The following is a 21,645-nucleotide window of genomic DNA, read 5'->3' as shown; positions in this document are numbered from 1 at the left end:
CGTGACCCAACGCAGCGCCTACGTCACCGATCTGCGCACGTTGCAGAGCGAGTGCACGGCCAACTACATCCGCCTGACGCGCCTGCTGGGCGAGCTGGAAGAGGGCGAAAGTCGCGAGGTCGAACTGCTCAACGGCGAGCGTCGACTCGGTGCCCTGCGTCTGCATGTCGAAGAGCTGGCGCCCTATACCAGCATCATTCGCGTCAGCCAGGAGGGTATCCTCGACGGCGTCATCGACAGCCCGCGCATGCGCGTGCATCTGTATCACGACGTGCGCATGGCCGAGGTCACCGACTTTCAGCGCCGGCGCCACTTCGATGGCCGCTACCGCTATCCCAACGCGCATATGCACCAGCCCGACGAGAAGCTGCAGATCAATCGCTTCCTCGGCGAATGGCTCGATCACGGGCTGGCCCACGGCCACTCGCTGGATCTGCCGCAGTTGCCCTGAGCCGGTTCGCCGTTGCCGCCCGTCGAGAGATCTCCATGCGCCTGATCCAGATTAGCGATTGCCACCTGTACGCCGACCCGATGGCGCGCTCGCGCCGAGGCCTGCCCGCCCATCAGCTGGAGGCGGTGGTCAAGGCGGTGGACGCCGACCGCCCGGACCTAGTGCTGGTCACCGGTGACATCAGTCAGGATGAGTCCGAGGCCGCCTACCGGCTCGCTACCGAGCGATTGAGCGAGCTCGACTGCCCCTGGTTCTGGATTCCCGGCAACCACGATGACGTGGCGCTGATGGGCGCCGAGCGGGACATCCTGCCCGAGGTCGAGGCCGGCCACTGGCGGCTTCTGCAGCTCGATACCCAGCTTGTCGGCGAGGCCTCCGGGCAGCTGGGAGAAGAGGCCCTGGCCGCGCTCGGCGCGCGTCTGGCCGAGGACGATCGCCCGACCCTGATCGCCATGCACCATCCGCCGCTGGCGGTGGGCAGCGCCTGGATCGACGCCCTGGGCCTGGTAGATGCCGACGGCTTCTGGGAGGTGCTGGACGGCTATCCCCAGGTGAAGATGGTGCTGTGCGGTCATGTGCATCAGGCCTTCCATGGCGTGATGTCTCTGGCCCATGGACGGGTCGACGTCTATGCCTGTCCCTCCACCTCTGACCAGTTCCTGCCCGGCAGCGAGGACTTCGCCGTGGACGAGGCGTCGCGCCCCGGCTACCGGGTGGTGGAGTTGAAACGAGAGGGAGAGTGGCAGACCTGGGTGGAGCGCGTCGATATCTAGGAGTCTTACGCTTGGTTCTAAAAAGATAGTTATTAATTCTTTTACGTTATTACTCGCCCCGCAGTATCCTCGCTGACATCTCCACTTTTCCCGTCATGCGAGGTGTCCGGCCATGACCAGCCTTTCCGCACCAGCCCGTGAGCGCGCCGCCCAGGCGTCGCTCACGCCGAAGCGACTGACCCACCTCAAGCAGCTCGAGGCGGAGTCCATCCATATCATCCGTGAAGTGGCCGCCGAGTTCTCGAACCCGGTGATGCTCTACTCCATCGGCAAGGACTCCTCGGTGATGCTTCACCTGGCGCGCAAGGCCTTCCATCCTGGCCCGCCGCCGTTCCCGCTGATGCACGTGGATACCACCTGGAAGTTCCGCGAGATGATCGCCTTCCGCGACCGCATGGCCAAGGAAGCGGGCATGGAGCTGATCGTCCACACCAACGAGGAAGGTCGTGCCGCCGGCATCAACCCCTTCGACCACGGCTCCAGCGGCTATACCGACGTGATGAAGACCCAGGCCCTCAAGCAGGCGCTGGACCAGTACGGCTTCGACGCCGCCTTCGGTGGCGCCCGCCGCGACGAGGAGGCCAGCCGTGCCAAGGAGCGGGTGTTCTCCTTCCGCGACCGCCACCACCGCTGGGACCCCAAGAACCAGCGTCCGGAACTGTGGAATCTGTACAACGCCCGCATCAACAAGGGCGAGTCGATCCGTGCCTTCCCGCTGTCCAACTGGACCGAGCTGGATATCTGGCAGTACATCTACCTCGAGAACATCGACATCGTGCCGCTTTACTTCTCCGCCCCGCGCCCGGTGGTGGAACGCGACGGCATGCAGATCATGGTCGATGACGAGCGCCTGCCCCTGGCCGAGGGCGAAGAGCCCGAGCAGAAGTGGGTGCGCTTCCGCACCCTGGGCTGCTATCCGCTGACCGGTGCGGTGGAGTCTAAGGCTCAGACCCTGCCGGAGATCATCCAGGAGATGCTGCTGACCCGTACCAGCGAGCGCTCCGGCCGTGCCATCGATCATGACCAGGCCGGTTCCATGGAGAAGAAGAAGCGCGAAGGCTACTTCTGACGCCGGCACCGACCGCACGCAGCCACGCGCCTTGCTCCAGCCGACAGGGATCGGGAGCGAGGACGCAGATGACAGATCAAGGGCCCGGCGTCCAGCACGACGTCGGGTCACCATCAGGGGTACAGCATGTCTCACCAGTCCAGTCTGATTGCTGACAACATCGAGCAGTATCTGCACGAGCACGAAAACAAGGACCTGTTGCGGTTCATCACCTGCGGCAGCGTCGATGACGGCAAGTCGACCCTGATCGGTCGCCTGCTGCACGATTCCAAGATGATCTTCGACGACCAGCTGGCGGCCATCACTCAGGCCTCCAAGACCAAGGGCACCACCGGCGAAGAGGTGGATCTGGCGCTGCTGGTCGACGGTCTGCAGTCGGAGCGCGAGCAGGGCATCACCATCGATGTGGCCTATCGCTTCTTCTCCACCGACAAGCGCAAGTTCATCATCGCCGACACCCCGGGGCACGAGCAGTACACCCGCAACATGGCCACCGGTGCCTCCACCGCCGGCCTCGCGGTGATCCTGATCGACGCCCGTTATGGCGTGCAGACCCAGACCCGTCGTCACAGCTTCATCGCCGACCTGCTGGGCATCCAGCATCTGGTCATCGCGGTCAACAAGATGGACCTGGTCGACTACTCCCAGGCGCGCTTCGACGAGATCGTCGCCGACTACCGCGCCTTCGCCGAGCAGCTCGACGCCAGCGACATCCACTTCGTGCCGCTGTCGGCGCTCAAGGGCGACAACGTGGTTGATCGCGGCGAGCGCCTCGACTGGTACCAGGGCCCGGCGCTGCTGGAGTTGCTGGAGACCGTGGAGGTCAGCCGCGACCAGAACCTGAGCGATCTGCGCTTCCCGGTGCAGTACGTCAATCGCCCCAATCTCGACTTCCGTGGATACGCCGGCACCCTCGAGGCGGGCATCCTGCGTCCCGGCCAGGCGGTCAAGGCGCTGCCGTCCAACAAGCTCAGCCGGGTCGAGCGTATCGTCACCTTCGAAGGCGATCTTGACGATGCCTACCCGGGCCAGGCCATCACCGTGACCCTGGAAGACGAGATCGATATCTCGCGTGGCGACTGGCTGGTGGCGGCGGACGCGGACATCACCCTGTCCAGTGCCTTCGACGCCGACATCGTGTGGATGCACGACGACGCCCTCGAGCCTGGGCGTCAGTACGATATCCGCATGGCCGGGCGTGCGGTGGCAGGCCACGTCGATGCCATCCACTATCAGGTCGACGTCAACAGCCTGGAGCGTCATGGCGCCGAGCGACTCGAGCTCAACGCCATCGCCCGCTGCCGGGTGGCGCTGACCGCCGAGGTGCCCATCGATGACTACGCGCGGGTGCCTGGCACCGGCAGCTTTATCGTCATCGACCGGCTGACCAACGTCACCGTGGGCGCCGGCATGATTCGCGGTGCGGCCAGTGTCGAAGGCGGCGCTGCCGAGCAGGTCGACTGGGCCGGCTTCGAGCTGGAACTCAACGCCCTGGTGCGCAAGTACTTCCCCCACTGGGAGGCCAAGGACGTGCGCGAGCTGCTCAAGCGCTGACGTCCGGGACCGGCTTCACCATCGTTGGTTCGCTGCAACAGCGGCCCCTGCGCTACGGCGCAGGGGCCGCTGTCAGATGAGCACTGAAAGAGCACAGTAATAGCGGCGTCTCAGTGGCTTGGTTGAACCAGAATGCTAGTGCTTTTCGATGGGTTTAACTCCAACTGCGCAGACAGATGGTGGCGGGCTGGTGCCTGGGCTAGACCAAAGGCAGGATGCGTCGCGTGTGACGTCATGACGACGTCTTCCATTCCCCCACGGAAGCAGGGAGGGCACGAACATGGTGGCCTGCCATCTCTATGACAATATCGAAATCGCCTGCCTGTACCATTTTCCGGTCAAGCTGTCGCTGCGAGACGGTGACGAGAAGCACGGCGAGGCACTGGATACCGCCTTCAACGAGGATCGCGAGGAGTGTCTGTCGCTGAAGACAGAGCGCGGCGAGCGCATGATAGTGCTCGACGACATTACCCGCATGGAAGTGCTGGTCGACAACCCCCATTTCATGGTGCTGGACTTCGTCTGACGCGAATCCGCCACTGACATAGCCCCTGACACCGCCCCTGACACAGCCCCTGACGACGACGCCCCGCTGACCGGATCAGCGGGGCGTCGCGTCTTATGGGGGCAGGGGGGGCAGGGGGTACGGGATCAGGCTGGGCGCGTCGCGATCACGACGGCCCGACGTGGGGCCGGGTGTCCCTCGCGGGTCAGGTGGGGGCGCTCAGGGTCCAGGAAGTCACCCAGCGACTGAAAGGTCATCCAGTCGGTGGAGCGCTGCTCCTCCAGGCTGGTGGGGGCTTCATCCACCACCCGAACGTCGCAAAAGCCGACCTTCTCGAGCCAGCCCACCAGGGCGCGCGACGACGGCAGGAAGTAGACATTGGGCATCGCCGCGTAGCGATCGCCCGGCACCAGCACCCGGGTCTCGTCGCCTTCCACCACCAGCGTCTCGAGTACCAGTTCGCCGCCCCGACGCAGGGCGTCGCGTAGCTGCATCAGGTGGTCGAGGGGGGAAGGGCGGTGGTAGAGCACGCCCATGGAGAACACGCTGTCGAAGAAGCCCAGGCCCTGGGGCACATCGTCGATGCCCACCGGCAGGAAGTGGGTACGCCCGCCGTCGGCATCGCCGACGAAGTGCTTGACCGCCTGGAACTGCCAGTAGAAGCGCGGTGAGGGATCGATCACCAGCACGAAGTCGGCACCGGCGCCGGCCATGCGCCAGGCGTGATAGCCGTTGCCGCCACCCACGTCGAGCACCCTTCGACCGCGCAGCGGCGACAGGTGCGGCGCCAGCCGCTGCCACTTCCAGTCCGAACGCCACTCGGTATCGATCGCGATGCCTGCCAGCCGGTACGGGCCCTTGCGCCACGGCATCAGCGCGCGCAGCAGGTTCTCGCTCTGGCGACGACGGCTGTCATCAAGCTCCAGCTCGACCGTGACCTCGTCGCGATCGAGCTGGACATGGCGCTTGTCGGGCAGCGCCGGCAGCTTGGCCACCGCCTTCTCCCAGGCCGGCAGGTCGCCGTGACGCTGGCGGTCGAGGCCACGGGCGAACTGCTCGGGCAGGCGGGCAAGCCAGTCGCCCATGCCGGCGTGGCGGAAGGATTGCTCGAGAAAGGCGCGGTACACATCGCGCTGATGCTCGGGAATCATTTGAAGGCCACCATGGAGGCGAAGTTCAGATACTGAAACCAGGTCAGCGAGCGCGCAAAGCCTACCCGCGCCAGGCGCTGGTGGTGCTGCTCCAGGGTGTCGGGCACCAGCACGTTCTCCAGCGCGTTGCGCTTCTGGCTGATCTCCAGGTCGCTGTAGCCATTGGCACGCTTGAAGTCGTGATAGCGCTCCACCAGCCAGGCATTGTCCTGTTCGTCACCGGCCTTGATCTTCTCCGACAGGATCAATACACCGCCGGGCTCCAGCGCCTGGTAGAGCTTCTCGAGTACACCGTCGCGGTCTTCCGGGGCCAGAAACTGCAGCGTGAAATTCAACACGATCATGCCGCTGGGACGGTAGTCGAGGTGGCGGATGTCGCCTTCGATCACCTCGATGGCGTGGTCGGGGCACTCGTGCTCGAGGGTCTGGCGGGCGCGCTCGACCATCGCCGGGGACAGGTCTACCCCGGTCAGGCTGAAGGCGTCCTTGGGTAGCTGGCCGGCCAGCGCCAGGCCCACGGCGCCAAGCGAGCAGCCAAGGTCATAGACGTGGGCGCCGTGGCGCAGGTGGCGCTCGGCGATCACCCCCAGCATGCCGAGGATCTGGCCATAGCCGGGGACCGATCGGCGAATCATGTCGGGGAAGCAGGCGACGACTCGCTCGTCGAACGAAAAGCGCGCCACCTTGTCCAGGGGTGTGGAAAAGATGGCGTCACGGTAAGATGCGTCACTCATGGATTGCCAGTGTTGTCGGGCTCGGGGGGAGTGATTGTACGCGCCCCGCGGTCAGGCTGCACGATGAGGCTTGCCGTCGCCGTTCGGCCCAGCTTTGCCCACCAGACAGGGCCCAAGGAGAGGAATCATGCCATCGATCGATCAAACGCCGGCCTGGCAGGCGTTGAAGCAGAAGGCACAGGAAGTCGGCAAGCGCCACCTGTGCGACATGTTTCGCGAGGATGCCGGGCGATTTGCCACCTTCAGCCACGAGGCTGCGGGGCTGAAACTCGACCTGTCCAAGCAGCGCTGGGACCAGCAGACCCTCGAGGATCTGCTGGCGCTGGCCGACGAGGCCGGCGTGCCCGACGCCATCCGTCGGCTGCTGGCCGGTGAGCGGGTCAACGTCAGTGAGGACCGTCCTGCGCTGCATACCGCGCTGCGTCTGCCGCAGGATGCGTCTCTGGTGGTCGAAGGCGAGGATCTGGTGCCGGCGGTGCACGCCACCCTGGACAAGATGGCGACCATGGTCGAGCGCTTCCATTCCGGCCAGTGGCGCGGCGCCACCGGCAAGCCGATCCGTGACGTGGTCAACCTGGGGGTCGGGGGCTCCGACCTGGGGCCGCTGATGGTGACCCACGCCCTGGCCGACTATCGCCCGGCGGATACCCATCCGGTCGAGGTCCACTTCGCCTCGACCATGGACGGCTCCCAGTTGGTCGACTACCTGATGCGCTTCGACCCCGAGACCACGTTGTTCGTGCTGTCGTCGAAGTCCTTCACCACCATCGATACCCTGTCAAACGCCAACACCGCGCGGGACTGGCTGCTGTCCCGGCTGGTCGAGGCGCGCCAGGAGGGCGTGGATCGCGAACTGGTGCTGCGCCAGCACTTTATCGGTGTCTCGGCAAGCCCGGACAAGATGGCCGAGTGGGGCATCGCCTGCGACCACCAGCTCGAGTTCTGGGAGTGGGTCGGCGGGCGCTACTCGCTGTGGGGTGGCATCGGCCTGCCCATCGCCCTGGTCATCGGCATGGACGGCTTCCGCGACTTCCTGGCCGGCGCCCACGCCATGGACGTGCACTTCCAGAAGGCGCCGCTCGAGGACAATCTGCCGGTGCTGCTGGCGCTGGCCGGTATCTGGAACAACAACTTCCTGGATATCCGTGCCCACTCGATTCTGCCCTACGACGGACGCCTGGAATACTTCGCTGCCTACCTCGAACAGCTCGAGATGGAGTCCAACGGCAAGTCGGTGACCAACGACGGCGATATCGTCGACTACTCCACCTGTCCGGTGCTGTGGGGCCAGCTCGGGCCCAACGCCCAGCACGCCTTCTACCAGTTGCTGCACCAGGGCACCCAGGCGGTGGAGTGCGACTTTATCGCGCCGCTGGCCCGCTACGATGACGTCGAGGATCCGGCCACCCGCGAGCACCTGATGGGCCAGCACCGGCTGACGCTGGCCAACTGCTTCGCCCAGTCCCGTGTATTGATGCTCGGAGACGACGCCATCGCCGATGACGGTCCCAGGCCCGAGCACAAGCGCTATCGTGGCAACCAGCCCTCGACCACCCTGCTGCTGGAGCGGTTGACCCCGCAGACCCTGGGCGCGTTGATCGCCCTCTACGAGCACAAGGTGTTCGTCCAGGCCACCATCTGGGGCATCAATCCCTTCGACCAGTGGGGCGTTGAACTGGGCAAGAAGATCGCCAACGAGACCCGTGACATCATCGAGGGGCGCCAGGGCCTGGAGGCGATGGATGACTCCACCCGTGGGCTGATCGAGGCCACCTGGCAAGCCGCGCGGGACTGATGGCCGTTGGCATGCGTGATGGCGACAGCGCCCCTGCAGGCGCAGGGGAGGGTCGAAAACTGGCCATTTATACAGGTTTTCCGTTATGCTGAGCCCATCAACAGCGTCGAGTGCTGCCGCAGCGAGCGGCGTGCTCTACCTGCATGGATTCAATAGTGCCGGCGCCTCGCCCAAGGCGCGGCTGATCAAGGCCGCCTGTGCGGAGCTGGGGCTTCCCTGCGAGACCCCGGACCTGTCCTCGCAGGCGGCCGACGCCCTGCGGCTCGCCGAATCGCTGTTACCCCGGCTGGGGCCCAGCCCGATGCTGATGGGCAGCTCCATGGGCGGCTTTCTGGCCACGGTGCTGGCAGAGCGCCATGAGCTGCCGGCGGTACTGGTCAATCCGGCGGTGCGACCGGCCAGGCTGGTCGACACCATGCTCGGCGAGAGCTTCGTCAACGCCTATACCGGTGAGCGCTTCGTGGTCGGGCAGAGCCACCGTGACCAGATCGCCGAGATGACGCCGGAGGTGGTGGCCCCCGGGCGCTATCTGCTGCTGCTGGTGACCGAGGACGAGACGCTGGACAGCGCCGACGCCTTCGCCGCCTACCGCGGGGCCAAGGCGATCCTGCATCCCGGCGGCGAGCACGGCTTCAATGCCCTGGCCGACTACCTGCCGGCGGTGTTCGCCCACGGCGGTCACGCCCTGGCGCCCGGGCGAGTGGCGCCGGTACCGGCCGAGTGAGCCGTTCAGTCGACGGCGCAAAGACGATCCCAGTCATCCTGATGATGGACCACGCATGACCCAATACAGTGCCAGTTCGATCGAGGTGCTTTCCGGGCTGGAGCCCGTTCGCAAGCGCCCCGGCATGTACACCGACACCTCCCGCCCGAATCACCTGGTCCAGGAGGTCATCGACAACAGCGTCGACGAGGCGCTCGCCGAACACGCCAACGAGATCCGCGTGGTACTGCGGGACGACGGCGGCATCGAGGTGACGGACAACGGTCGCGGCATGCCCATCGACGTTCACCCGGAGCACGGGGTGTCGGGGATCGAGCTGATCATGACTCGGCTGCACGCCGGCGGTAAGTTCTCCTCGTCGAGCTACCGCTTCTCTGGCGGCCTGCACGGGGTCGGGGTGTCGGTGGTCAACGCCCTGTCGCGACGCCTCGAGGTCGAGGTCCTGCGCGACGGCGAGCGCCACGCCATGGCCTTCGAGCACGGCGACAAGGTCGAGGACCTGCACGTCATCGGCACCGCGGCCAAGCGTGCCAAGGGCACCCTGGTGCGCTTCTGGCCGGATACCAGCTACTTCGATAGCCCCAACCTGGCGGTAGGGCGGCTCAAGCACCTGCTGCGGGCCAAGGCGGTACTCTGCCCCGGGCTCAAGGTGGAACTGGTGGAAGCCGACGGCACCGCCACCACCTGGCAGTTCGCGGACGGTCTGCGCGACTATCTGGCCCAGACCACCGACGGCTACGAGGTGCTGCCGAGCTCGCCCTTCGTCGGTCACTTCGCCGACGATGAGCAGGGGGTGGACTGGGCGATTCAGTGGTTGCCCGAAGGCGGCGACTCGCTGATGGAAAGCTACGTCAACCTGATCCCCACCGCCCAGGGCGGCACCCACGTCAACGGCCTGCGCTCGGGGCTGCTCGAGGCACTCAAGGAATTCTGCGAGTACCGCAGCCTGCTGCCGCGCGGGGTCAAGCTGACCGCCGAGGACCTGTGGGAGCGGGTCGCCTACGTGCTGTCGGTAAAGATGCTCGATCCGCAGTTCGCCGGCCAGACCAAGGAGCGGCTGTCGTCACGCACCGTGGCGGGCTTCGTCTCCGGCGTCGTCAAGGACGCCTTCTCGCTGTGGCTCAACCACCACGTCGACCAGGCCGAGGCGCTGGCCGAGCTGGTGATCAGCGCCGCCCAGCGGCGCCAGAAGAGCTCGAAGAAGGTGGCGCGCAAGAAGGTCACCTCCGGCCCGGCGCTGCCCGGCAAGCTGGCCGACTGCAGTGGCCAGGACCCTGCCTTGAGCGAGCTGTTTCTGGTCGAGGGTGACAGCGCCGGGGGCAGCGCCAAGCAGGCGCGCAACCGCGAGACCCAGGCGATCCTGCCGCTGCGCGGCAAGATCCTCAACACCTGGGAGGTCGATTCCCACGATATCTACGGCTCCCAGGAGGTCCACGACATCGCCGTGGCCATCGGCGCCGATCCGGCCAGTGCCGACCTGTCCAAGCTGCGCTATCACAAGATCTGCATCCTCGCCGATGCCGACTCCGACGGGCTGCACATCGCCACCCTTCTGTGCGCGCTGTTCGTGCGCCACTTTCCGTCGCTGGTCGACGCCGGCCACGTCTTCGTCGCCATGCCGCCGCTTTACCGCATCGACCTTGGCAAGGAGGTCTACTACGCCTTGGACGAGAGCGAGAAGGCGGCCATCCTGCGCAAGCTGGAAGGCAAGCGCGGCACCCCCAACGTGCAGCGCTTCAAGGGCCTTGGCGAGATGAGCCCGCTGCAGCTGCGCGAGACCACCATGGCGGTAGAGACCCGGCGGCTGGTACAGCTGACCCGGGAGGAGGGCGACGGCACCATGGAGATGATGGACATGCTGCTGGCCAAGAAGCGCGCCTCGGACCGCAAGAGCTGGCTCGAGGACTACGGCAACCTGGCGGATATCGAAGTGTGACGGGCCGCCATCGCGGTGACTTGCACGCAGTGACGCTCCCGGATTTCACGTCGTCGGTTCAGGCGACCAGGATTGAGAACGAGGGATCATGACTCTGGACATTGAGGTGGCGGAGGGCGACGTCGAGCGACTGTCCCTGCGCGAATACACCGAGAAGGCCTACCTCGACTATTCGATGTACGTCATTCTCGACCGGGCCCTGCCCCATATCGGCGACGGCATGAAGCCGGTGCAGCGGCGCATCATCTACGCCATGCGCGAGTTGGCGTTGAACGCCAACGCCAAGTACAAGAAGTCGGCGCGTACCGTCGGCGACGTGCTCGGCAAGTTCCACCCCCACGGTGACAGCGCCTGCTACGAGGCCATGGTGCTGATGGCCCAGTCGTTCAGCTATCGCTATCCGCTGGTGGACGGCCAGGGCAACTGGGGTAGCCCGGACGATCCCAAGTCCTTTGCCGCCATGCGCTACACCGAAGCGCGGCTGTCAAAGTTCGCCGAGGTACTGCTCAGCGAACTCGGCCAGGGCACCGTGGACTGGGCGCCCAACTTCGATGGCACCATGAACGAGCCGGTGGTGCTGCCGGCACGTCTGCCCCACGTGCTGCTCAATGGCGGCACCGGCATCGCCGTGGGCATGGCCACCGACATCCCGCCGCACAACGTGCGCGAGGTGGTCGAGGCCACCTGCGAGGTGCTGCGCAATCCCGGCGTCACCACCGCCGACCTGATGGCGCACCTGCCTGGTCCGGACTTTCCCACCCGGGCGGAGATCATCACCCCGCGCGCGGATCTTCGAAAGCTCTACGAGAGCGGTCGCGGCAGCGTCAAGATGCGCGCCCGCTACGAGCAGGAAGAGGGCCAGGTGGTGATCACCGCGCTGCCCTACCAGGTCAGCGGGGCCAAGGTGCTGGAGCAGATCGCGGCGCAGATGCAGGCCAAGAAGCTGCCCATGGTGGCCGACCTGCGCGACGAGTCGACCCACGAGGAGCCGACCCGTCTGGTGATCGAGCCGCGCTCCAATCGGGTCGATATCGAGTCGCTGATGGCGCACCTGTTCGCCACCACCGACCTCGAGAAGAACGTGCGGGTCAATCTCAACGTGATCGGCCTCGACGGCCGCCCGCGGGTGATGCCGCTGCCGGAGCTGCTCGGCGAATGGCTCGACTTCCGCCGCACCACGGTGCGCCGTCGCCTCGAGCACCGGCTGGGCAAGGTCAACGACCGCCTGCACCTGCTCGAAGGCCTGTTGATCGCCTACCTCAATATCGATGAGGTGATCCGCATCATCCGCGAGGAGGATGAGCCCAAGAGCGCGCTGATGGCAGCCTTCGGTCTGACCGACCGTCAGGCCGAGGCGATCCTGGAGCTGCGCCTGCGCCACCTGGCCAAGCTCGAGGAGATGAAGATCCGCACCGAGCAGGACGAGCTCGAGGCGGAGCGCAAGCGTCTTGAAGAGCTGCTCGGCAACGAGGCAGCGATGACCGACCTGATCGAGCAGGAGCTGCGCAAGGCCGCCGAGGAGCACGGCGACGAGCGCCGCTCGCCGATCGTCGAGCGCGAGGAAGCCAGGGCGCTGTCCGAGGTCGAACTGGTGGGTGCCGATCCGGTGACGGTGGTGCTGTCCGAAAAAGGCTGGATTCGTGCCGCCAAGGGCCACGACATCGACCCCTCCGGGTTGTCCTACAAGGCCGGTGACGCCTTCCATCTGGCCGCGCGAGGCAAGACCAACCAGCCGCTGGTGCTGCTCGATGACACCGGCCGGGCCTATACCCTGCCGGCCCACCAGCTGCCAAGTGCCCGTGGCCAGGGCGAGCCGGTCACCGGCAAGGTCAACGTGGTGGCCGGCGCGCACATGGCCGGCGTCATGCTGGCACCGGGGGACGCCCGCTTCCTGCTGGCCTCCGACGGCGGCTACGGCTTCGTCGCCCGGCTCGAGGACCTGACCGGCAAGAACCGTTCCGGCAAGGCGGTGCTGAGCCTGCCCAAGGGCTGCAATGTGCTGCCCCCGGTGGAGCTGCCGGCGGCCGAGGAATTGACCGTGGCCACGGTCTCCAACGAAGGCCGACTGCTGCTGTTCCCGCTGGACCAGTTGCCGGAGATGTCCAAGGGCAAGGGCAACAAGATGCTGGATATTCCCGGCGCCCGGGCGGCCCGGCGCGAAGAGTTTGTGCGCGGCCTGGTGGTGCTGGCGCCTGGGGATACCCTGGTGGTGCACGCCGGCAAGCGCAAGCTGTCGCTCAAGAACGGTGAGCTCGACTACTATCGGGGAGATCGCGGACGGCGAGGCAGCAAGCTGCCACGCGGGCTGCAGAAGGTCGACCGGCTCGAGCGCCTCGAGGCGTAACCCTTACGACGGTACGGCGCCCGCCGGTTGCTGCGGGTGCCCAAGGAAGACACACCATGACACGACGAATCCTGATGCGCGCCACCGGCCGGGCCCGCCCTGGCCAGCTGGCCGGCCTGGGGCGGATCCTGGCCCGCAGCGGCGCGCGCCTTCTGGACATCAACCAGAGCGTGACCTTCGGTATCGTCTCGCTGGAGGCGCTGGTAGCGCTTGACCACGAGGCCGACCTGGAAGGCGCCCTGTCGGGCGCCGGCGATGAGCTGGGCCTGGACGTCCAGGCGATCCAGATCAGCGCCGAGGAGTACCACCGCTGGAGCGAGACCGCGAGTCAGCCGCGCCTGATCATGACCCTGCTGGCGCCGCGACTGCCCGCCGGCATCCTGGCCGAGGTGGGGGCGCTGACCGCCGAGCACGGGTTGACGGTGGAGTTGATCCATCGCCTGTCCGGGCGCGAGCCGCTGGACGGCGAGGCACCGGCCCAGGGTAGCTGCGTCGAGTGCTGGCTGCGCGGCGAGGACGTGGACCTCGAGTCGCTGCGCGAGAAGGCGCTGGCGCTGGGTGCGACCCACGGGGTCGATATCGCCCTGCAGGAAGACTCCATCTGGCGCACCCACCGTCGCCTGGTGTGCTTCGACATGGACTCGACCTTGATCAAGGCCGAGGTCATCGACGAGCTGGCGCGCCGCCACGGGGTCTACGACGAGGTCGCCGAGGTGACCGAGCGGGCCATGCGCGGTGAGCTCGACTTCCAGCAGAGCTTCCGTGAGCGCATGGCCAAGCTGAAGGGCCTGGACGAGTCGGTGCTGGCCGAGATCGCCGAAGAGCTGCCGCTGATGGACGGGGTGGAGCAGTTGATGGCCCAGCTCAAGCGGCTGGGCTACCGCACCGCCATCCTGTCCGGCGGCTTCACCTACTTCGCCCGCCATCTGCAACAGCGGCTGGGCTTCGACGAGATCCATGCCAATGAGCTGGTGATCGAGAACGGCAAGGTCACCGGCGAGGTGCGCGAGCCGATCGTCGATGCCGATCGCAAGGCCGCGTTGTTGCACCAGATCGCCCAGCGCGAGGGGATCGCCATGGAACAGACCATCGCCGTGGGCGATGGCGCCAACGATCTCAAGATGCTGGCCGCCGCCGGGCTCGGTATCGCCTTTCGGGCCAAGCCGCTGGTGCGTGCCCAGGCCCGTCAGAGCATCTCGACCCTGGGGCTTGACGCCGTGCTCTATCTGATCGGCTATCGCCAGGCGGATCTGTCCTGCCAGACGCCGGGCCACGACTAGTCCGGACGACATCGTCGCTCGGACGCGATGTTCACCGCATGCTGCAAGGGAGCCCAGGGCTCCCTTTTTTTGTGCCTCCCATTCCCACTCGGTCCAGCTAGCCTGGACGCTGTCGCGAACCTGGTAGCGACATGGCGCTGCAGGCACCCGCGAAGCAAAGTTCCCTCGTTCGGGACGAGCCACTGACCGCAAATCCGAGGGAAAGGTCGTTGCAAGCGGCCGAGATCAAACAGTGGTGGTGGAGCGATATAACCTGATCGGGGTCGTTATTATGTACGTCGAAAGGCGTAGTTGACACGAGTCAGCAGAGAGGTGTGTACGGCGGTTTCGGTAGCCTCAAGGGGCCAAAAAGAGAGTAGCCTGAATTGGCAAACTTTTGGTCCCCACGAGGAAACCCTTCCCATGGAAAATGACACAGGAAAGCTGAGACTCGGCGCCTTGCTTGCGCTGGTCGTCGGCTCGATGATCGGGGGCGGTATCTTTTCGCTTCCGCAGAATATGGCGGCGAGCGCCGCACCAGGGGCGGTGCTGATCGGCTGGGGAATTACCGCGGTCGGCATGCTGGCACTGGTGTTCGTCTTCCAGGCGTTGGCCAATCGCAAGCCGGAACTCGACGCCGGCATCTATGCCTACGCCAAGGCCGGTTTCGGCGACTATCTTGGCTTCTCTTCCGCCTGGGGCTACTGGATCAGTGCCTGGCTCGGCAATGTCAGCTACTTCGTTCTGTTGTTCAGCACCCTGGGCTTCTTCTTCCCCATCTTCGGCGAGGGTAATACGCCGGCGGCCATTGGCTGTGCATCGATCCTGTTGTGGGCGGTTCACTTCCTGGTGGCCAGGGGCATCCAGCAGGCGGCGTTCATCAATTTGGTGACCACCATCGCCAAGATCGTCCCGCTGATCATGTTCATCGTGCTGGCCGCCATCGGCTTTCATCTGGACGTCTTCACCATGGACTTCTGGGGCACCGGCAACGCCGATCTTGGCAGCGTGATGGACCAGGTTCGCAACATGATGCTGGTCACCGTCTGGGTATTTATCGGTATCGAGGGTGCCAGCATCTATTCCGCCAAGGCTCGCGATCGTCGCGATGTCGGGCGCGCCACCGTGATCGGCTTTGTCGGTGTGCTTCTGCTGTTGGTGATGGTCAATGTGCTGTCCATGGGCATCATGAGCCAGCCGGAACTCGCCGAGCTCAAGAACCCGTCCATGGCGCTGGTGCTGAGCCAGGTGGTCGGCCCCTGGGGCGGTCATCTGATCAGCCTGGGCCTGGTGATCTCGCTGCTCGGCGCCTTGCTGTCCTGGACACTTCTGTGCGCCGAGATTCTTCACGCGGCCTCCAGCGACGGCACCATGCCTGAACTGTTGAGCAAGGAAAACGCCAACAAGGTGCCGGTCAACGCCCTGTGGCTTTCCAACGGCCTGATCCAGCTCTTTCTGCTGCTGACGCTGGTCAACGAGTCCACCTATCTGAGCCTTCTTTACCTCGCAAGCTCGATGATCCTGGTGCCTTACCTGTGGTCGGCGGCCTACGCCCTGTTGCTCGCGGTAAAGGGAGAAACCTACGAGAAGGAGCCTGAGGTACGCCGCAAGGATCTGTTTGTCGGCGGCCTGGCTACCCTCTACGCGATCTGGCTGCTGTTTGCCGGCGGTATCGACTATCTGTTGCTGTCGGCGCTGCTTTACGCCCCCGGTGCCGTGTTCTTCTACAAGGCCAAGAGCGAGCGTGATGAAAAGGTCTTTACCCCCATCGAGAAGATTATCTTCGCGGTCACTATCGCCTCGGCGCTGGTGGCCACGCTGGGGCTCTATCAGGGGTGGTTGAGTCTGTAGCTAGACCTCGATGTTCAACATGTTACAGCGGTCAGGTTCATTGATGATGCGGTAGTGACAGTCCCGCAAAAGGGAAGGAGAAACAGAATGAAAAGTGGATCTTCACGATTGGGTGTCTATTCCGAGGTAGGCAAGCTTCGCAAGGTCATGGTGTGCTCGCCAGGGCTTGCTCATCAGCGACTGACCCCCAGTAACTGTGATGACCTTCTGTTCGATGATGTGCTGTGGACCAACCAGGCCAAGCGTGACCACTTCGACTTCGTGACCAAGATGCGCGAGCGTGACATCGAAGTGCTCGAGATGCACAACCTGCTCACCGAAACCCTCGAAAATCGCGACGCCATGCGCTGGATTCTCGAGCGCAAGGTGACCTCCAACCTGGTCGGCTTTGGCCTTGCCGATGAGGTCCGCGCCTGGCTCAGTGAACTGGAGCCACGGCGTCTGGCCGAGTTCCTGATCGGCGGGGTGTCCTGGGCCGACATTACCGAGAGCCACGGAGGCGAGACCCTCAAGACCTTCCGTGACTATCTGGGACAGTCCAGTTTCGTGCTGCCGCCGCTTCCCAACACCCTGTTCACCCGGGATACCACCTGCTGGATCTACGGCGGGGTGACGCTCAATCCGATGTTCTGGCCGGCCCGCCGCCAGGAAACGCTGCTGACCTCGGCGATCTATCGCTTCAACCCGCGCTTCGCCGGCGCCGACTTCAAGGTGTGGTACGGCAATCCCGACCAGGACCACGGTTCGGCCACCCTGGAGGGCGGCGACGTGATGCCGGTGGGCAACGGCGTGGTATTGATCGGCATGGGCGAGCGCACCTCGCACCAGGCCATCGGTCAGGTAGCGAGCGCCCTGTTCCGGGCCGGCGAGGCCGAACGGGTGATCGTGGCGGGACTGCCCCGGTCGCGTGCCGCCATGCACCTGGACACCGTCTTCAGCTTCTGCGATCGCGACCTGGTGACGGTCTTCCCTGACGTGGTCAAGGACATCGTTCCCTTCAGTCTGCGCCCCGACGAGAGCAAGCCCAGTGGCATCGACGTGCGCCGCGAGAAGGGGAGCTTCATCGAGGTGGTGGCCGAGGCGCTGGGACTTCCGAAACTGCGAGTGGTGGAGACCGGTGGAGACAGCTTCGAGGCCGAGCGCGAACAGTGGGACGACGGCAACAATGTGGTAGCCCTGGAGCCAGGCGTGGTGGTTGGCTATGACCGCAACACCTACACCAACACCCTGCTGCGCAAGGCCGGGGTCGAGGTGATCACCATCAGCGCCAGTGAACTGGGCCGTGGACGGGGCGGCGGTCACTGCATGACCTGTCCGATTCAGCGAGATCCCGTCGACTTCTGACGACGTCGTTACGCGTTACTTCGCTTTTTCTTACTGTGAAGGCGGCTGCCCAGGTGGCCGTCAAGGAGACCCTCATGTCCTTCAATATCCACAACCGTCACCTGCTGTCGTTGATGCATCACTCCGAGCGCGAGCTGCGCTACCTGCTGGACCTGTCGCGGGACCTCAAGCGGGCCAAGTACAGCGGCTGCGAGGCCCAGCGACTCAAGGGCAAGAACATCGCCCTGATCTTCGAGAAGACCTCCACCCGGACCCGCTGCGCCTTCGAGGTGGCCGCCTATGACCAGGGCGCCAACGTCACCTACATCGATCCCACCTCGTCCCAGATCGGGCACAAGGAGTCCATGCGCGATACCGCCCGGGTACTGGGGCGCATGTACGACGCCATCGAGTACCGCGGCTTCAGCCAGGAGGTGGTCGAGGAGCTGGCGGCGTTCTCCGGGGTGCCGGTCTACAACGGCCTGACCGACGAGTACCACCCGACCCAGATGATCGCCGACGTCCTGACCATGCGCGAGCACGCCGAGAAGCCGTTGCACCAGATCTCCTTCGCCTACCTGGGCGATGCCCGCAACAATATGGGCAACTCGCTTCTGCTGATCGGCGCCAAGCTGGGCATGGACGTGCGGATCGCCGCGCCACGTTCGCTGTGGCCGGACGAGGAGCATCTGGCCAACTGCCGGCGCTTCGCCGAGGACAGCGGCGCGCGCATCTGCCTGACCGAGGACCCCCGCGAGGCGGTCAGGGGCGTCGACTTCATCCACACCGACGTCTGGGTGTCCATGGGCGAGCCGGTGGAGGCCTGGGCCGAGCGCATCGACCAGTTGCTGCCCTACCAGGTCAACAAGGCGCTGATGGAGGCCGCCGGCAACCCCAGGGTCAAGTTCATGCACTGCCTGCCGGCCTTCCACAACTGTGACACCAAGGTGGGGCGCCAGGTCGCCGAGCAGTACCCGATGCTGAAGGACGGCATCGAGGTCACCGAGGAGGTGTTCGAGTCGCCGGCCTGCATCGCCTTCGAACAGGCAGAGAACCGCATGCATACGATCAAGGCGGTGATGGTCTCGACCCTTGGCGATGTGTAAGCCACGCACCAACGGATCGGCAAGATAGCCTGGCGGCCCCTGGGCCGCCAGCAACCCCGAACGGGAAGGACACTGTTATGCGTATCACGATTGCCCTTGGTGGCAACGCCCTGTTGCGGCGTGGCGAGGTCATGAACGGCGAGGCCCAGCGCGCCAACATTCGCATCGCCTGCGAGCAGATCGCGCGCATCGCATCAGGCAACGAGCTGGTGATTGCCCATGGCAACGGGCCCCAGGTCGGCCTGCTTGCCCTGCAAGGAGCAGCCTACGACGAGGACAACGCCTTTCCTCTGGATGTGTTGGGTGCCGAGACCGAAGGCATGATCGGTTACATGATCGAGCAGGAACTCGGCAACCTGTTGCCGCCGGAGGTGCCCTTTGCGTCGCTGTTGACCCAGGTCGAGGTGGACGCCGATGACCCGGCCTTCCAGCAGCCGAGCAAGCCCATCGGTCCCATCTACCCGCGCGACGAGGCTTGCCGGCTGGCGGAGCTCAAGGGCTGGACCATGGCGCGAGACGGCGATCACTACCGCCGCGTTGTGCCGAGCCCTAGACCCAAACGGATCTTCGAGATTCGCCCGCTGCGCTGGCTTCTGGAGAAGGGCACCGTGGTGATCTGTGCCGGCGGTGGCGGCATCCCCACGGTCTACGGGGAGGATGGCAAGCTCGAGGGCATCGAGGCGGTCATCGACAAGGACCTGTGCTCATCGCTGTTGTCACAGCAACTCGCCAGCGATCTTCTGATCATCGCCACCGATGTGGACGGGGTCTATCTGGACTGGGGGACCCCGCATAGCCGTCGGGTGGCGATGGCCGATCCCGATAGCCTGGAAGCCCAGGGTTTTGCCGCAGGATCCATGGGGCCCAAGGTGCAGGCGGCCTGTGAGTTTGCTCGTTCAAGCGGCAAGACTGCAGTTATCGGGGCGCTGGCCGATATCGAGGCTATCGTCGCAGGCCACGCCGGCACTCGGGTGAGTATCAGGGCCACCGGCATAAGCTTCGCCCAGGAGACGACGACTCCTTGAAGGAGGAGCGGGACATGCCTGGTTGCCTGCCCTCGTCTGGAGGTGGCTGGCTACCGCCGATGGGGGAGCGCTCTCCAGGTTGACGATCGTTAGGATGGAGCCCTCGGAATGGCGTTAGGGGCGCCAACGCCACGGAAGGCGTTCTGGCCGGGTGGTTATCCACCCGGCCGTTTTTATGCGTTCCGACTAGGTTCGCTGGTGGTCATTGCCGCTTATTTTGCCAGCTCGTCGGCCATGCAGTTGGCGTAGAAGGTGACCGCCGCCGGCCAGTCAGAGAACACCGCCTTGACCCCGATATCGCGGGCCATCACGTCAAGTGCCACCATCTTGTCGCCATCGTTGTCGACGACATTGTCGATGGTCTGGTGGTACCAGGCACCGTCACGGGTCAGCGGCGCCGAGCGCTCGAAGGACCAGGCGATCAGCTCTAGTCCTGCCTCCATGGCCTTCTCGGCGTAGACCGATGGCACGATGGGCCGGTCTTCGCTGTCCCCCTCGGCCAGCAGCATCCACATCGGCGGGGCCAGAATCTTCACCCCCATATCGGCCAGCTCCTGCATCGACGGCTCCCAGCTTGCGGGGTCGGTCACGTCGAAGCCTTCCACGTCATAGCGATCGTCCAGGTACACCGCCTGGTCGGCGAACTCGGTGTTGTCGACCCAGTAGCGCACGTCATCGAGCAGAAACGACTGGGGAAAGACGTCTTCCGGGGGCACGCCGGCCTCGACGTACTCGTCGATCAGCTTCTGGGCATAGTCCTGCTGGCTCATGCCGTCGAAGGGCATCTCGACGCTCGGTGTCTTCAGCTCCGGGGTCATCTTGACGCCCAGGTCCTGAAACAGCGCGATGCTTTCGGCGTGACTCATCAGGGTACCGCGATCGGCATAGAGCTCGGTGCGCCAGCGCGGGTTGCCGGCCAGGTAGGCCTCCAGGGTGTCGGCGCTGGTGTCGACGCCGTCCATGCGGCCTTCCAGGGTCTTGAACTCGGCCAGGGTGATGTCGCTGGTGCAGCACTGGACGTCGGCGGCGTTGGTCAACTTGCCATCGGCATCGAAGGTCGGTGGCACGCTGCACTGCTCGGCAAGCTCGGTCTCGAGGATATTGGTGGTGCCGTGCAGGTCGCACTGGGAGTGGCGGCAGACCAGTTCCTTGTCTTCGGTAAAGGCCACGTCGCACTCGAGCACGCCAGCGCCCATGCGCGCGGCGGCCAGGTAGGATTCCCGGGTGTGCTCGGGGAACATCAGGGGGGCGCCGCGGTGGCCGATGGAAAAGTCGCTCCGGGTGGGCTGCTCAAGGTTGGCCGCGCACTGCTCAAGGGTCGCCTTGAGCTCCGCGGACTGGGCATTGTCCTCGTCCATGTCGTCGATCAGGAAGTAGGGGCGGGGGCCCAGACTGACCGGCAGGGAGGAAGAAGCGCTGGCGTTGGAGGCGTTGTCCTCGGCCATGGCGGGCGCGACACTGGCACCGCAGAGCGCGATGGCAGTGATCGCGCATGACAGTAACGCGGCGAGGGGAGCGGGGCGGCGGTGGTGATGGGCATCCATGGAGCGTCTCCTTTGTGTCAGCCATGCTGAACCATCAGCACGAGTCTGGTGGTGTTGTCAGAGATTACGGTGGTTCCGGGGCGCCGGAATCGCTCTATTACCCTAGTCCGGCTCGAGGACATTCACATGACAGCGAGCGCTCGTGGCGCCCGCGCTGGCGCGCCGCAGTTGACAACGTCGCTGAAGACTGATTTTCTAGAGCGCATGAACATGACATCTCGCCACCTCGACCTACGACTACTACTACGCGTTTGAATGCGCGTGGCGACGCCCTTTGTGCTTGCGTCGCCGGCAGGATCGCCACCAGTCAGGTTGAGTCGAGGTTGCAAGATGTCCGTCAGTACCCAGTGCCCCACCATGAACCCGTCCCGTCACGCCACCTGTGGTGTCCGCTCTCGTCGTTGCGACGATGTACGGATGGCTGGTGCGCGAATTGTCGTGGTCGCTATCGTCTCGGTCCTGGAACGACTTATGACGCCCCGCTCGCCTCTGGCGAGCGGG

The 21,645-nt window shown here is 65.1% G+C and carries 17 protein-coding genes; 14 read left to right on the top strand and 3 right to left on the bottom strand.

Annotation, left to right across the window (positions count from 1 at the left end; translation table 11 throughout):
- The first annotated feature begins 1 nt into the window (after position 1).
- The 5 genes from EBB56_RS02200 to EBB56_RS02180 all read left to right on the top strand — a co-directional run bounded on the left by EBB56_RS02200 (position 2) and on the right by EBB56_RS02180 (position 4,373).
- Positions 2–451 carry a DUF1249 domain-containing protein gene (locus tag EBB56_RS02200; RefSeq protein ID WP_045994525.1) on the top strand — a complete coding sequence of 150 codons (450 nt, stop codon included), beginning with the start codon at positions 2–4 and terminating at the stop codon, positions 449–451.
- Positions 452–486: 35 nt separating this feature from the next.
- On the top strand, positions 487–1,224 hold the full coding sequence (locus EBB56_RS02195; RefSeq protein ID WP_124802606.1) for a metallophosphoesterase: 738 nt from the start codon (positions 487–489) through the stop codon (positions 1,222–1,224).
- Between the two features lie 112 nt (positions 1,225–1,336).
- Complete coding sequence (cysD, locus tag EBB56_RS02190) at positions 1,337–2,293, top strand: sulfate adenylyltransferase subunit CysD (protein ID WP_045994523.1); 957 nt, start codon at positions 1,337–1,339, stop codon at positions 2,291–2,293.
- Between the two features lie 126 nt (positions 2,294–2,419).
- A complete protein-coding gene (gene cysN, locus EBB56_RS02185) occupies positions 2,420–3,847 on the top strand; it encodes a sulfate adenylyltransferase subunit CysN (protein WP_124802604.1) in 1,428 nt (475 codons plus the stop codon).
- A 280-nt stretch (positions 3,848–4,127) separates the two neighbouring features.
- A complete protein-coding gene (locus EBB56_RS02180; RefSeq protein ID WP_045994521.1) occupies positions 4,128–4,373 on the top strand; it encodes a Rho-binding antiterminator in 246 nt (81 codons plus the stop codon).
- A 125-nt stretch (positions 4,374–4,498) separates the two neighbouring features.
- Here the strand turns inward: EBB56_RS02180 and cmoB are convergent, their stop codons facing one another.
- Positions 4,499–5,503: a tRNA 5-methoxyuridine(34)/uridine 5-oxyacetic acid(34) synthase CmoB gene (gene cmoB / locus EBB56_RS02175; RefSeq protein WP_045994520.1), complete on the bottom strand. Its 1,005-nt coding sequence runs from the start codon at positions 5,501–5,503 to the stop codon at positions 4,499–4,501.
- Positions 5,500–6,237, bottom strand: coding sequence for a carboxy-S-adenosyl-L-methionine synthase CmoA (cmoA, locus tag EBB56_RS02170; protein WP_045994519.1), 738 nt, complete (start codon positions 6,235–6,237; stop codon positions 5,500–5,502). The genes cmoB and cmoA overlap by 4 nt, the downstream gene beginning before the upstream one ends.
- Before the next feature lie 127 nt (positions 6,238–6,364).
- Between cmoA and pgi the strand changes: the two genes are divergently transcribed.
- The 9 genes from pgi (at position 6,365) to arcC (ending at position 19,600) form a co-directional block, all read left to right on the top strand.
- On the top strand, positions 6,365–8,032 hold the full coding sequence (gene pgi, locus EBB56_RS02165; RefSeq protein ID WP_045994518.1) for a glucose-6-phosphate isomerase: 1,668 nt from the start codon (positions 6,365–6,367) through the stop codon (positions 8,030–8,032).
- 85 nt (positions 8,033–8,117) lie between these two features.
- A complete protein-coding gene (locus EBB56_RS02160; RefSeq protein WP_045994517.1) occupies positions 8,118–8,756 on the top strand; it encodes a YqiA/YcfP family alpha/beta fold hydrolase in 639 nt (212 codons plus the stop codon).
- Between the two features lie 55 nt (positions 8,757–8,811).
- Positions 8,812–10,692, top strand: coding sequence for a DNA topoisomerase IV subunit B (parE, locus tag EBB56_RS02155; RefSeq protein ID WP_045994516.1), 1,881 nt, complete (start codon positions 8,812–8,814; stop codon positions 10,690–10,692).
- Positions 10,693–10,780: 88 nt separating this feature from the next.
- Complete coding sequence (parC, locus tag EBB56_RS02150) at positions 10,781–13,036, top strand: DNA topoisomerase IV subunit A (protein WP_045994515.1); 2,256 nt, start codon at positions 10,781–10,783, stop codon at positions 13,034–13,036.
- 56 nt (positions 13,037–13,092) lie between these two features.
- Positions 13,093–14,316 carry a phosphoserine phosphatase SerB gene (gene serB, locus EBB56_RS02145; RefSeq protein WP_045994514.1) on the top strand — a complete coding sequence of 408 codons (1,224 nt, stop codon included), beginning with the start codon at positions 13,093–13,095 and terminating at the stop codon, positions 14,314–14,316.
- Positions 14,317–14,718: 402 nt separating this feature from the next.
- Positions 14,719–16,146, top strand: coding sequence for an arginine-ornithine antiporter (gene arcD / locus EBB56_RS02140; RefSeq protein WP_045994513.1), 1,428 nt, complete (start codon positions 14,719–14,721; stop codon positions 16,144–16,146).
- 87 nt (positions 16,147–16,233) lie between these two features.
- Positions 16,234–17,490 (top strand): arginine deiminase, encoded by a 1,257-nt coding sequence (gene arcA, locus EBB56_RS02135; protein ID WP_045994512.1) that lies wholly within the window; start codon positions 16,234–16,236, stop codon positions 17,488–17,490.
- A 74-nt stretch (positions 17,491–17,564) separates the two neighbouring features.
- Positions 17,565–18,575 (top strand): ornithine carbamoyltransferase, encoded by a 1,011-nt coding sequence (locus tag EBB56_RS02130; RefSeq protein WP_045994511.1) that lies wholly within the window; start codon positions 17,565–17,567, stop codon positions 18,573–18,575.
- Positions 18,576–18,652: 77 nt separating this feature from the next.
- On the top strand, positions 18,653–19,600 hold the full coding sequence (gene arcC / locus EBB56_RS02125) for a carbamate kinase (RefSeq protein ID WP_045994510.1): 948 nt from the start codon (positions 18,653–18,655) through the stop codon (positions 19,598–19,600).
- A 212-nt stretch (positions 19,601–19,812) separates the two neighbouring features.
- Here arcC and EBB56_RS02120 read toward each other — a convergent pair whose 3' ends face one another.
- Positions 19,813–21,144 (bottom strand): glycerophosphodiester phosphodiesterase family protein, encoded by a 1,332-nt coding sequence (locus EBB56_RS02120; RefSeq protein WP_045994509.1) that lies wholly within the window; start codon positions 21,142–21,144, stop codon positions 19,813–19,815.
- Between the last annotated feature and the right edge of the window lie 501 nt (positions 21,145–21,645).

Origin of the sequence: Halomonas sp. YLB-10 (assembly GCF_003856855.1) — a bacterium.
Classification (GTDB): domain Bacteria; phylum Pseudomonadota; class Gammaproteobacteria; order Pseudomonadales; family Halomonadaceae; genus Halomonas; species Halomonas litopenaei.
This window is presented reverse-complemented; position numbering and strand designations above follow the sequence as displayed.

Coding starts and splice junctions, on each gene's coding strand:
- EBB56_RS02195 (WP_124802606.1), top strand. CDS start 487: ATGCGCCTGATCCAGATTAGCGATTGCCACCTGTACGCCGACCCGATG.
- cysD (WP_045994523.1), top strand. CDS start 1,337: ATGACCAGCCTTTCCGCACCAGCCCGTGAGCGCGCCGCCCAGGCGTCG.
- cysN (WP_124802604.1), top strand. CDS start 2,420: ATGTCTCACCAGTCCAGTCTGATTGCTGACAACATCGAGCAGTATCTG.
- EBB56_RS02180 (WP_045994521.1), top strand. CDS start 4,128: ATGGTGGCCTGCCATCTCTATGACAATATCGAAATCGCCTGCCTGTAC.
- cmoB (WP_045994520.1), bottom strand. CDS start 5,503: ATGATTCCCGAGCATCAGCGCGATGTGTACCGCGCCTTTCTCGAGCAA.
- cmoA (WP_045994519.1), bottom strand. CDS start 6,237: ATGAGTGACGCATCTTACCGTGACGCCATCTTTTCCACACCCCTGGAC.
- pgi (WP_045994518.1), top strand. CDS start 6,365: ATGCCATCGATCGATCAAACGCCGGCCTGGCAGGCGTTGAAGCAGAAG.
- EBB56_RS02160 (WP_045994517.1), top strand. CDS start 8,118: ATGCTGAGCCCATCAACAGCGTCGAGTGCTGCCGCAGCGAGCGGCGTG.
- parE (WP_045994516.1), top strand. CDS start 8,812: ATGACCCAATACAGTGCCAGTTCGATCGAGGTGCTTTCCGGGCTGGAG.
- parC (WP_045994515.1), top strand. CDS start 10,781: ATGACTCTGGACATTGAGGTGGCGGAGGGCGACGTCGAGCGACTGTCC.
- serB (WP_045994514.1), top strand. CDS start 13,093: ATGACACGACGAATCCTGATGCGCGCCACCGGCCGGGCCCGCCCTGGC.
- arcD (WP_045994513.1), top strand. CDS start 14,719: ATGGAAAATGACACAGGAAAGCTGAGACTCGGCGCCTTGCTTGCGCTG.
- arcA (WP_045994512.1), top strand. CDS start 16,234: ATGAAAAGTGGATCTTCACGATTGGGTGTCTATTCCGAGGTAGGCAAG.
- EBB56_RS02130 (WP_045994511.1), top strand. CDS start 17,565: ATGTCCTTCAATATCCACAACCGTCACCTGCTGTCGTTGATGCATCAC.
- arcC (WP_045994510.1), top strand. CDS start 18,653: ATGCGTATCACGATTGCCCTTGGTGGCAACGCCCTGTTGCGGCGTGGC.
- EBB56_RS02120 (WP_045994509.1), bottom strand. CDS start 21,144: ATGGATGCCCATCACCACCGCCGCCCCGCTCCCCTCGCCGCGTTACTG.